Source organism: Priestia sp. 40, assembly GCF_049368575.1.
In the GTDB taxonomy this organism is placed as follows: domain Bacteria; phylum Bacillota; class Bacilli; order Bacillales; family Bacillaceae_H; genus Priestia; species Priestia zanthoxyli.
The window spans coordinates 286,729-298,962 of the sequence record NZ_JBMPZA010000017.1 but is presented as its reverse complement, the minus strand read 5'-3'; the positions used below and the strand labels follow the sequence as shown (position 1 = coordinate 298,962).

At 38.1% G+C, this 12,234-nt stretch carries 10 protein-coding genes; 6 read left to right on the top strand and 4 right to left on the bottom strand.

The genetic code is table 11. From position 1 onward, the window contains the following. Positions 1-34 precede the first annotated feature (34 nt). Positions 35-1,729 (top strand): M3 family oligoendopeptidase, encoded by a 1,695-nt coding sequence (locus tag ACO1DI_RS21250; RefSeq protein ID WP_042992250.1) that lies wholly within the window; start codon positions 35-37, stop codon positions 1,727-1,729. Positions 1,730-1,809: 80 nt separating this feature from the next. Here the strand turns inward: ACO1DI_RS21250 and ACO1DI_RS21245 are convergent, their stop codons facing one another. Both ACO1DI_RS21245 and ACO1DI_RS21240 read right to left on the bottom strand, forming a co-directional pair. Further along, positions 1,810-1,944: a hypothetical protein gene (locus tag ACO1DI_RS21245; protein WP_014461068.1), complete on the bottom strand. Its 135-nt coding sequence runs from the start codon at positions 1,942-1,944 to the stop codon at positions 1,810-1,812. A gap of 133 nt (positions 1,945-2,077) precedes the next feature. After that, positions 2,078-3,661 (bottom strand): PAS domain S-box protein, encoded by a 1,584-nt coding sequence (locus ACO1DI_RS21240; RefSeq protein WP_371905461.1) that lies wholly within the window; start codon positions 3,659-3,661, stop codon positions 2,078-2,080. A 340-nt stretch (positions 3,662-4,001) separates the two neighbouring features. On the opposite strand from ACO1DI_RS21240, the gene ACO1DI_RS21235 reads away from it, so the two are divergent. Then, positions 4,002-4,268: a hypothetical protein gene (locus tag ACO1DI_RS21235; RefSeq protein ID WP_014461066.1), complete on the top strand. Its 267-nt coding sequence runs from the start codon at positions 4,002-4,004 to the stop codon at positions 4,266-4,268. A gap of 51 nt (positions 4,269-4,319) precedes the next feature. On the opposite strand, the gene ACO1DI_RS21230 is transcribed toward ACO1DI_RS21235, so the two are convergent. Further along, complete coding sequence (locus tag ACO1DI_RS21230; protein WP_014461065.1) at positions 4,320-6,434, bottom strand: ATP-dependent Clp protease ATP-binding subunit; 2,115 nt, start codon at positions 6,432-6,434, stop codon at positions 4,320-4,322. A 419-nt stretch (positions 6,435-6,853) separates the two neighbouring features. Between ACO1DI_RS21230 and nhaC the strand changes: the two genes are divergently transcribed. From nhaC to ACO1DI_RS21215, 3 genes are all read left to right on the top strand, one after another. Further along, a complete protein-coding gene (nhaC, locus tag ACO1DI_RS21225) occupies positions 6,854-8,236 on the top strand; it encodes a Na+/H+ antiporter NhaC (RefSeq protein WP_014461063.1) in 1,383 nt (460 codons plus the stop codon). A gap of 293 nt (positions 8,237-8,529) precedes the next feature. Then, on the top strand, positions 8,530-9,411 hold the full coding sequence (locus ACO1DI_RS21220; protein WP_014461062.1) for an alpha/beta hydrolase family protein: 882 nt from the start codon (positions 8,530-8,532) through the stop codon (positions 9,409-9,411). An 87-nt stretch (positions 9,412-9,498) separates the two neighbouring features. Continuing rightward, complete coding sequence (locus ACO1DI_RS21215; protein ID WP_013082238.1) at positions 9,499-9,624, top strand: DUF6254 family protein; 126 nt, start codon at positions 9,499-9,501, stop codon at positions 9,622-9,624. Between the two features lie 65 nt (positions 9,625-9,689). On the opposite strand, the gene ACO1DI_RS21210 is transcribed toward ACO1DI_RS21215, so the two are convergent. After that, positions 9,690-10,409 (bottom strand): 3-ketoacyl-ACP reductase, encoded by a 720-nt coding sequence (locus ACO1DI_RS21210; RefSeq protein ID WP_013082239.1) that lies wholly within the window; start codon positions 10,407-10,409, stop codon positions 9,690-9,692. A gap of 207 nt (positions 10,410-10,616) precedes the next feature. On the opposite strand from ACO1DI_RS21210, the gene ACO1DI_RS21205 reads away from it, so the two are divergent. After that, positions 10,617-12,215, top strand: coding sequence for a spore germination protein (locus ACO1DI_RS21205; RefSeq protein ID WP_014461061.1), 1,599 nt, complete (start codon positions 10,617-10,619; stop codon positions 12,213-12,215). Positions 12,216-12,234: the final 19 nt, after the last annotated feature.

Sequence of the window (12,234 nt, the reverse complement as noted above, 5' to 3'; positions counted from 1 at the left end):
TTACATACAGACAATAGAGGAAGGGGAACAAATGATGAAATTTGAGAATTATACATATACGCGACCTGATATGAATGAAATTGAAAAGCAGTTTGAAAAGGCCATTACACATTTTACGGAAGCAGCGTCAGTCAGTCAGCAAAATGAGGCAATTCGTCTAGCAAACGATGCGTATTCTCAGTACAGTACAATGGGGAACATCTGCTATATTCGTCATTCTATCGACACAGCGAATGAATTTTATAAAGAAGAACAAGACTATTTTGATGAAACACAGCCGCTTTTAGAAGGATATGTAGAGAAATTTTACAAAGCCTTAATCTCTTCGCCTTTTAAACAGCAACTAGAAGAAAAGTGGGGAAAGCAGCTGTTTTCTCTTGCTGAAATGCAGTTAAAAACGTTCTCTCCTGAAATAGTAAAAGAGCTGCAGGAAGAAAATAAGCTATCATCTCAATATACGAAACTAGTGGCATCAGCTAAAATTGTATTTGAAGGAGAAGAAAGAACGCTAGCTCAGCTCGATCCGTTTATGGAGTCACCTGATCGAGAAATGAGAAAAAAAGCAGCAGAAGCGAAGTTTCAATTTTTCACCGATCACGAAGAGGAATTTGATGATATTTACGACAAACTTGTAAAAGTAAGGACCAAGCTTGCTGAAAAATTAGGCTATAAAAATTTCGTAGAAGTGGGCTATGCTCGTATGTCTAGAATAGGCTATGATGCTGAAATGGTTGCTGCTTTTCGCAAACAAGTAAAAGAGTATATAGTTCCCCTTACTGAAAAACTAAAAAAGCGTCAGCAGGAAAGAATTCAAGTAGAGAGCTTAACTTATTATGATGAACCGTTTCAGTTTGAAACAGGAAACGCAGTGCCAAAAGGTGATGAAAAGTGGATTATTGAAAATGGACGGGTTATGTATAAGGAGCTTTCTAAAGAGACAGATGAATTCTTTTCATTTATGCTTGAAAATAATTTAATGGATTTAGTCGCTAAAAAGGGCAAAGCAGGCGGAGGCTACTGTACGTTTATTGAAGAATACAAAGCGCCGTTTATTTTTTCAAATTTTAATGGAACATCAGGCGATATCGATGTGTTAACACATGAAGCAGGGCATGCTTTTCAAGTGTATTCCAGCCGAGATATGGAAACCAATGAGTATCACTGGCCTACGCATGAAGGAGCTGAAATTCATTCGATGAGCATGGAGTATTTTACATGGCCTTGGATGGAGTTGTTCTTTAAAGAAGACAAAGATAAATACCAGTTTTCTCATTTAAGCTCAGGCTTAACTTTCTTGCCTTACGGGGTAGCAGTAGATGAATTTCAGCATGCTGTATACGAACGCCCTGAGATGACGCCTTCGGAACGAAAACAAACGTGGCGAGAAATTGAAAAAAAATATATGCCTTCTAAAAACTATGATGGCCATCATTATCTAGAAAGCGGGGGTTTCTGGCAGCGCCAGCTTCATATTTACACGTCTCCGTTTTATTATATTGATTATACGCTCGCTCAAATTTGTGCATTTCAATTTTGGAAAAAGGATCGAGAAAATCATGAACAAGCATGGCAAGATTACGTTCATTTGTGTAAGCTTGGCGGAAGTAAGCCGTTTTTAGAATTAGTAGAGGAAGCGAATTTGATCTCTCCATTCGAAGAGGGCTGCGTGCAGTCTGTAGTAGATGAAATTGAAAACTATTTAAATAGTATTGATGATAAAAAGCTATAAAAAAAGAGATTGAGACATAACAAAATCAATCGAATCTAAAGACGAACAAATCGAATAAACAATCTAATATGAATCGCTTGTTACACCGCCGTTGATTTCCGTGCAAGGCTTCGCTTTCCGCGGGCGGCCGGTGAGCCTCCTCGGCGCTTATGCTCCTGCGGGGTCTCACCTATTCCGCTTTTCCCGCAGGAGTCTTCGCCTTGCCCTCCAATCAACAGCTAGAAGCACCTAGATTAAACCTACGCTCACCCTCATAATAAAAAATCCGAATGAGTTTGATTCTTATTCAAAAAACAAACTCGTTCGGATCTTCCTTCAACTAACATACTTTTGTTCCAGCCTCTTTTTTTAATGGTTCATTCCTTGTTCCCATAAAGGAATCGTAAGGGTAACGCTGGTTCCTTCGCCCACAGTGCTTTTAATTTCAAATGTTCCTTTATGCTGATACAAAATGTTTTTAATCACAACAAGCCCAAGACCAGTACCTGATGGCTTTGTGGTAAAGAAGGGCTTTTGAATATGCGTAAGTAAATTTGAGGGAATGCCGACTCCTGTATCTTTAATGAATATAGTAAGGTCTTTAGTATGCTGAGTAACGTTTAAATGAATTTCTCCACCGCTAGGCATAGCTTCAAGCGCATTTTTTAATAAATTAATGAGTACTTGCTTAATTTGATTTGCATCACAGCAGATGTATGTATGCCGGGCTTCCGTCTGCGTTTTAACGACAACATTTTTTAATACACATTCTGATTCAAACAAAAGAATAACGTCATTTAAAATAGTAGAGAAAGCATGCTTTTGCATAATCGTATCATGAGGTTTAGCGAGCAATAAAAATTCTCCAACAATTGAGTTAATTCGATTCAGTTCGCTCAGCATAATGGTTGTATAAGAATGATAGCGGCTGCTGTCTTCATGAATCAGCTGAATAAATCCATTTAGAGAAGTAAGTGGATTTCGAATTTCATGAGCAATACCCGCAGCCATTTCCCCAGCTAAAGATAGCTTATCCTTTTGGCGAAGAAATTTTTCAGTTTCTTTCTCTTCGGTAAGGTCACGTGAAATACCAAAAAGAGCAACCACCTGTTGATCACGATTAAAAATAGGTGAAACCGTAATTTCTACGTCAATTATTTTTCCGTCTTTTCGCTTGTCTTGAGTTTCAAAGGCAACCAGCTTTTCTCCTTTTTTAACCCTTTCTAATCGGCTTTCAGCGTCGCCTTTTAAGCCAGCAGGAATAAATGGAATGGCTTTTCCGACAATTTCTTCCGCTTTCCATCCGTATATTTGCTCAAAAGCATCGTTTACTTTAATCACTTTGCCGTCTAGACTGAACACGGCAATGGCGTCGCGGTTATATGTAAAAAAAGATTGTAAATACTCTTGAGCTGAGTACAGTTCATCTTCGGTTTTGTTCATTTTGACCGTCGTAATAGCAATCAGTTTTTTAGAGAAATGAGCACAGTATAACAAAATAATCATTGTGATCAGCGTAAACAAAATGAAATAAACGATATCTAATTTCACGAAAGTCACAGATGTAAAAAGAGTGTTGCTTACATAAAAGTACAAAACAATTGTTATGGACATTAATGTAGAAATTACAATAGCGATATAGCTATAATAAATAAAGCTAACAATTATTCCAAGAAACAAAAACAAATAATTAATAACAGCAGGTTCAATAGATGTTATGTACGCAATATAGGCATAATAGCATATAAAAAAAGAATACATAATGATAGCAGGATGAAAACGAAAGTAGTACATAACTGTCACTGCCAGTAATAAAATTCCTCCGCTTATAAAAACAATCAGATGAGGATCAGCTGCAATAAAGTGGTATAACACAATGTGGACAAAATACAGCAGCCAAAAAATAAGTAAAAGAATAAAATTCCGTTTTTTTATGAGGTTGTGTGATTCCATAAAAAATCCCTTTCTTAAATGGTGAATAATTTTATAGGAGAATAACTTTATAGTCAGCTAGTCGCACGATATAGTAATATATCACTCATATTAGCATAGTTACAACTATGTGAATAGCCGAATTGAGCACTTAGACCAAGGAAGATAGATCTAGAATGTGGCTGTTCATAAATTATTAAGGAAATATGAGGGGAATATGAACGAAATGAAGGGGATGTAAAGCTTTTGTGATAACCTTGTAAAAGCGAACTTTTTTCCAATCGGATAGGCTATACTGCCAGTAGAGCCATATGAATAGTGACTACATAGAGGCTCAGATGATTCGAAAGGAGACGGTAAAATGAACAAAAGTTTATTAGTCAAGTTATTTGGATCACTTCTAGCAATTATGTTAATCACAGCATGCAACTCACAAACGGATGAAAAAGATGCCACAGAACCGCAAACAGAACAGTCGGGTGATACTCAAGCGGAGGATACAACTACAGATGATTCACAGGAAACAATGAAGCAAGACGAAGCAGATGATTCATCTGGGGATGAAGCAGCTGATGATCAAGAAGAATCAACGGATAGTGCTGACGGAAAAACAGACGAAAGTAAATAAACGTAAGTATTTCTATAAAAAAAAGCGACTCAAGTAGAGTCGCTTTTTCTATTAGTTTTGTACGGTGATTTCGCTTGCTTCATTTAACGTTACGTTCACTGTAGATACGTCTCCGTCATCTAACAGTAAATCTGTAATTCGATCTTCAAGCTGTTCTTGAATTGCTCGGCGGAGCGGTCTAGCACCGAATGCAGGGTGATAGCCAAGTTCAGCCAGTTTTTCTTTTACCTCATCCGCTACGCTCAGCGTGATGTTTTGTTCTTGTAATGTTTCTTTTAATTCAGCAAGCATAAGGTCAACGATTTTAATCAAGTTATCTTTTTCAAGGTGATTAAACTCAATGATTGTATCAAATCGATTTAAAAACTCTGGTTTGAAATAAGATGAAAGTGAATCTAAAACGGATGCCTGTTTAAGAGCGTCATTTTCTGCGTCAAACCCAACCGTAATTTTCTTTTCACCTACACCAGCGTTACTTGTCATAATGATAACTGTGTCTTTAAAGCTTACTGTGCGACCTTGACTATCTGTTAGACGTCCGTCTTCTAGAATTTGCAGAAACATATGCTGAACGTCTGGATGAGCTTTTTCAATTTCATCTAGTAAGATGATGGAATAAGGGTTGCGGCGTACTTTCTCTGTTAATTGTCCTGCCTCTTCGTGACCTACGTAGCCAGGAGGGGAACCGATTAATTTAGACACCGCGTGTTTTTCCATATATTCACTCATATCTAGACGAACCATAGCATCTTTTGAGCCGAATAGTTCTTCAGCTAATGTTTTGGTTAACTCTGTTTTACCGACACCTGTTGGACCGACAAATAAGAATGAACCAATTGGGCGATGCTTCGCTTTTAATCCAGCGCGAGAACGTCGAATCGCTTTTGCTACTTTTTCTACAGCTTCCTGCTGTCCGATTACTTTTTGAGCTAAGTGCTCTGCTAAATGTTTCATTTTTGCTGATTCATTTTCTTGAAGTTTACCAACAGGGATACCCGTTTTCTTTTCAATAATTGCTTGAATGTCAGCAATATCCACATTCATTTTTTTCTGTTCTTCGTTCAATTGTTTTTCAAGAGCAGCTTCTTCATCGCGCAGTTTTGCCGCTACTTCATATTTTTCATTCTTTAACGCCTGCTCTTTTTCTTTTGTAATTTCTTTTAAGCGAGCGGCCGCGTCGTCTTTATTTGTAATGCCTGCCTGTAAGTTCATTTTTGAACCTGCTTCATCTAGCAAGTCAATTGCTTTATCAGGCAAGAAGCGATCTTGAATGTAGCGGTGTGATAAATTTACACAAGCGCGGATCGCTTCATCTGTATAGCTAACGCCGTGATAATCTTCATATTTACTTTGAATTCCTTTTAGAATTTCAACGGCTTCTTCTACAGACGGTTCGTGAACCATAACCGGCTGGAAGCGTCGTTCAAGAGCCGCATCTTTTTCAATGGAACGATACTCTTTTAAAGTTGTAGCTCCGACTACTTGAAGTTCGCCTCGTGCAAGAGCTGGTTTTAAAATATTGCTTGCGTCCATTGAACCTTCCGCTGAACCAGCTCCTACAAGAAGGTGAATTTCATCGATAAATAAAATCACGTTTTTTCGCTGTTGAAGCTCAGAAATCAACTGCTTCATGCGCTCTTCAAATTGACCGCGAACGCCCGTATTAGCTACGAGAGATGCTACGTCTAACAGATATACATCTTTATTTAACAGCTTGGCAGGAACTTTTCCTTCTGCGATTTTTAAAGCTAACCCTTCAACAACAGCTGTTTTACCAACGCCAGGTTCTCCAATTAGTACCGGGTTGTTTTTGTTTCTTCTATTTAAAATTTCAATGACACGCTCTACTTCTTCTTCGCGGCCAATAACAGGGTCAATTAATCCCGTTTTCGCAATTTGAGTTAAGTTTCGACCGAACTGGTCTAAAAATCCGCTGCCGCCATTTCCTTGCTGCGGCTGTTCCGGTGCAGCTTGTTCTTGTGACATTTGCTTGAATAAATCATCGATGTTCATAAAGCCGCCACCTCCAAAACCTGATGGGATTTTATGTTCTTTCATTAGCGCTTGGTAACATGTATGACATAAACGATATTGAGATTTTTGATTATTTGTTTGTACGTTTAATTGAATAGACGCTTCACGTTTATTACAGTTTTGACAAATCATTTAATTAGCCTCCCTAAATGATTTTAATCGAAGATCAGTAGGTGTTTGACCTTTCTTGACCTTTCGTAATTTCATTATACTTTGACCTTTTTTGACTTTCAAGTCTTTTGCTTAAAAAAATTTTGAGGGAAGTTCCTCGCTTATGTACAAGAGGTAGTACATTAAAAAAAGATGTGTTTTATGTGTACCCGTTCTATACATGTAAAAACATAAGAGGCATTTTGTACAATGATCTGCTTGGAGAGGGAATTAATATTAATAAGAAGAAAAGTGGAAACATGAGTGCAGAGCTTACCGTTGGATAAAATAAGTTATTGACAGCAAGAAGGATAAAAATTATACTCAAGAAGGTTTGCACTTAACTGCGTAAAAGCATAAAAGCGTTTAAGTGAAAAAGAAAGATAGAAAGGGAATACCTCATGAAAAAAGAAATTTCATTTATACAATCAATAGCGGTGGTTTTGGTGCTATTAGCTATTATTTTTGTTTCATTATTTATGTTAAAGCTGCCGCCTCATATTCCGCTAATATTTGGTGTAGCATTTATTAGTGTGATTGGCTTTTTGTTGAAATATAAGTGGCCAGAAATGGAGAAAGGAATTTTGGACGGTGTTAGACTTGGCATTAAGCCTATCCTTATTTTAATGCTGATCGGGATGCTCATTGCGATTTGGATGGTAGGAGGAACGATACCGACGATTTTATCCTACGGCTTCCACTGGATTTCACCGCAGTACTTTTTAATTAGTGCTTTGGTTATTACCGTATTAGTTTCAACATTTACAGGAAGTTCATTAACAACCGTCAGTACGGTAGGGGTCGCTTTATTTGGCGTAGGAACTGCTATTGGTGTACATCCAGGTCTAGCAGCGGGAATGATTGTTTCAGGAGCTGTGTTTGGAGATAAGATGTCTCCATTGTCTGATACAACAAATTTTGCCTCTGGTATCGTTGAAGTGCCGCTTCCTAAACATATTCAGCATATTACGTGGACGACGGTTCCAAGTATTGTCATTACCGCAATCATTGCATTGGTCATTGGGATGAACGGAAATCATGAAAGCGTCAATTACGGAGAAATTCAAGGAATTCAAGAAGCATTAAAGCATACGTTTAATTTACACGTGTTAACGTTGCTTTCTCCACTCTTAGTTCTTATTTTTTCGATGAGAAGAGTCGATGTATTGCCAACGTTAGTTTTAGGGATTGTAACGGCCATTATTACAGGAATGATTACACAGCATGAATTTACGCTGAGTCAATTGTTAGGGGTTCTTCAAAGCGGGCCGGCAATCGAGTCAGGAAATAAAGTAGTCGATGCGATTGTAAACAAAGGCGGATTACAGTCCATGATGTTTTCTATTTCTCTTATCATGATTGCCTTATCGCTAGGGGGATTGATGAGAGCAGTTGGAATTATTGATGCTTTATTAGAAGGATTAGCAAAACAAATCCGCCGCAGCGGAGACGTTATTTTTGCTACGCTTCTATCTTCAATTGGAGTGAACGTTATTACAGGAGAACAGTATTTATCAATTCTTCTGCCTGGGCAAACGTTTAAGCCGCTGTATGAAAAGTGGAACTTAGACCCAAAAAACTTATCACGAACGCTTGAAGACGGCGGAACGGTTATTAATGCTATCATTCCGTGGGGTGTCAGCGGCGCTTTTATTTCAACAGCATTAAATATTCCAGCAGCTGACTACGTTCCATTTACATTCTTTAGTATTTTATGTCCGATCTTTTCGGTTATTTTAGCATATACGGGCATTGGTATTGCCAAGAAAAAAGCTCAGTCTTAACTGGGCTTTTTTCTTTTTGAAAAAGGACAGGTAAAAAACGACAAAAAAAGTATGATTCCACTTTTCAAATCTATAATTTAATAATACAATTTACTATACGTCTTTCTTGTTCATGTGTTTGTATGAATTCTTATTTCTTTACAGATGAAGAAATTTTGGTTTTGCGTTATGATAAATAAGCTGTGTTGGCGATGGGATGAATGCCCTTTTTAGCAAACATTTAAGAAGGGTAAAGCCACATAAAAACACTCATTATAAAAGAGAAAAGATATTTATCGAGGAGAGGGTTTCTGTTGAAAAAATGGGGCATCATTGCATTAATCACTGTAGCTGTGCTCGGTGTGACAGCGGTTTTCAACCGAGCTGAAAGTGATGATGTAAATAAAGAAAAATTGAATTTATTATCGCCTTATTCAAATAAAGTAGATGTATATAGCATTACGTATCCTAGTGATAATTTAAAGATAAAAGGGTTTTTAGTACAGCCTAAAGACATTGCAGACAAACACTATCCGCTTTTAGTATATAATCGCGGAGGAAATCGCGAACATGGCATGATTCGCGCAAAAACACTTCAGTATTTGTCATACTGGGCAAGTAAAGGCTACGTCGTTGTTGCGACTCAATACAGGGGAAATGGCGGAAGTGAAGGAACAGAGACGTACGGCGGTAAAGATATTGACGACGTATTAAACCTTATTAAATGGGGAGAACAGCTTCCTTATGTAAATCACCAGCAAAAGGTAGCGCTAGGATATTCACGCGGCGGTATGATGACGTATTTAACGATGAAAAACGGCGTTAAATTTGATGCAGTTGTCGTACAATCAGGTATTACAGACATGTTTCAATTCTATGATCAAAGAGGGCCTGAAATGAAACAAGTGCTGCGGACAATTGTAGGAGATCCGGCGCAGTATCCAGAGAGGTATAAAAGTCGTTCTGTTGTCTATTGGAGCGATAAAGTAAATTCACCTCTTTTGATTTTACAGGGTGATCATGATCGTAAAGTTCATCACACTCAGGCTGAAAAGCTTGTGAAACAACTAGATGAGCAGGGAAAAGAATACAAATATGTACTGTACAAAAACGGAGACCATCCGCTAACTGCTTATTATGATCAATATAACGCGGAAATTGATAAATGGTTTAAAATACATTTAGCTAAGCAGTAAAGAAATTGGAAACAGTTTTGATGAATGGAAAAGAGCAGCTTGTTTTATCCTACTACATGTAAGCATATAAAAAGGGGATGAAGCAAAATGACTCAGTCTAAAAGTCAAAAAGAGCGTCAGTGGAACGTACGAAAACAATCACAAAACCCATCGCATGGAAAAGTAAAATCTTTTGAAGAGCTATCAGAAGAAATCACGCCTAAACGTAAATAAGGTAACCACCATATAAAGGAAGACACAAAAAAGGAGAGCTGAAGCTCTCCTTTTTCTATGTTTGTTTATGGATTTGTGGACCACATGCCCGCAGATTTGATAAAAATACGCGGATGCAGTTTTAATTGTGCTACCATAATTTCAGCTAGGTCTTCAGGCTGCATCACTTTATCAGGATTGCCATCCGTTAAGTTTTCTTTATATGCTAATTCCGTTGCTACTGTACTTGGTGTTAGCGCTGTTACACGAATATTGTGTTTGCGCACTTCTAGCGCTAGAGATTCGGTTAAGCCAAGCACGCCAAATTTTGAAGCGCTGTAAGCACTTGTAACGGGAGCGCCTTTTTGACCAGCAGTGGATGAAATATTGATGATGTCTCCACCATTTTTTTCGATTAATTGAGGTAGAACGGCGCGCGTTACGTAGTAAACGCCCATTAAATTTACATCAATGATTTGTTTCCACTCAGCTGGGTCTAGCTCTAAAAAGCTTCCGAATTTACCGATTCCCGCATTGTTGATTAAGATATCCGTTGCCCCTAATTTTGTATGTAGATGCTCAACTGCTGCGTTTACTTCTTCCATAGAAGAAACATCTGCTGTTGCATAAGCAACTTGTACATCAAATGCTTCTAGTTCAGAAGCAACAGCCTTTAAATCTGCCTCTGTACGAGCAATTAAACCGATATTTACGCCTTCCTTTGCTAATTCAATCGCAGTTGAACGACCGATGCCTTTTCCTGCTCCTGTAATAAGAGCTACTTTGCCTTTAAGTGATTGTGCCATGTATAGACTCCTTTCAATGTTCCGCATAAACATTCTTCATAATAACAAAGAATTATCCATTACTATCCTATAGAAATGCACAAATGATGTCAAAAATAAAGATTATTAAAGTGGCTTCAAGTATAAATTTCCTTTTCATACAAAAACTATAGAGACTAAAAAGAAGAAATTCCGTTTCTTTTCGTTCAATGTAGTGGAGGATGAGCAATGCGTATAAAAAAACTATCTGAGTTAACGAATAAATCCAAACAGCGGAAAGAAAAAGCTGATGAATCGAAGGACTCTAAGAAAACGAGTGCTTCTTCTACACAGGAAGAGCAGAGATTATCGGAGAGGGTGGGAGATAATTTATCCCGCATGAAAAAAGCACTGGGACAGAGCACGGACTTAGTTGTGCGAGAGTTTCGAATTTCGATTGAAGAAAAATTCACTTTAGGCGTTGCTTACATCGACGGATTAGTAAATAAAGACGAAGTTGAACACTATGCGCTGGACTCCATTATGCACTATCACGATGAACATTTAACACATGATGATGGCATCGTTAATATGTACGAATTGATTAAAAGCTATAGTTTGGCAGCGGGTGAAATCATGGAAGCAAAGACATTGGATGATGCTCTTCTTCATGTGTTATCAGGAGATACCGTGCTGTTTTTAGAAGGGTATCAAACGTGTATTGTGGCAAGTACAAGAGGGTGGAGAGACAGGGCTGTTTCTGAACCACAATCTCAGACCGTTGTAAGAGGGCCTCGAGACAGCTTCACAGAAACACTGCGAACGAATACCGCATTGATTCGGCGCCGAATAAAATCTCCAAAACTTTGGATTGAATCTCAGCAAATAGGAGAGTTTACAAAAACGGATATTGCGCTCGTTTATATAGACGGCATTGCGGATGAACAGGTTATTCAAGAGGTAAAGGAGCGTCTTTCTAAAATTGATATAGACGGTATTTTGGAGAGCGGATATATCGAAGAGTTGATTCAAGATGAAGATTATACACCTTTTCCTACTATGCATAACACGGAGCGTCCAGACTCCGTGGCAGCAGGTCTTTTAGAGGGGCGAATAGCGATTCTAGTAGACGGTACACCTTTTGTATTGATGGTTCCTGCCCTATTTATTCAATTTTTTCAAGCGGCCGAAGATTATTACCAGCGCGCAGATATTAGTACATTGATTCGCTTAATGCGCTACATGGCATTTTTCTTAGCCCTTTTAACACCTTCTGCTTATATTGCTTTAACTACTTTTCATCAAGAGATGCTTCCTTTTGCTTTGTTAATTAGTATTGCAGCTCAAAGGGAAGGTGTTCCTTTTCCTGCTATTATTGAAGCGTTTATTATGGAAATCACGTTTGAAATTTTACGAGAAGCAGGAGTCCGATTGCCTCGAGCAGTAGGTTCAGCTATTTCGATTGTGGGAGCACTCGTTTTAGGAGAAGCCGCCGTACAAGCGGGATTAGTTTCACCTGCAATGGTTATCGTTGTATCCATCACCGCTATTAGTAACTTTGTGTCACCTGTGTATGATATGGCTATTGCAGTAAGGATGCTGCGCTTTATTTTAATGGTTTTAGCAGCTACTTTTGGCTTATTCGGTATTATCCTTGGGCTAATTTTAATGATTTTACATTTATGCAGCTTAAGGTCATTTGGAGTCCCTTATATGACACCTATGGCTCCATTTGTGAAGCGTGATCAAAAGGATGTTCTAATTAGACGTTCGATCAAAAAAATGAAAACAAGGCCAAAGCTTATTAACGAGAAGAATATTTCACGTCAAAAGACGCAAAAAAACTAAACTGTGTAAAGGTGGCCGT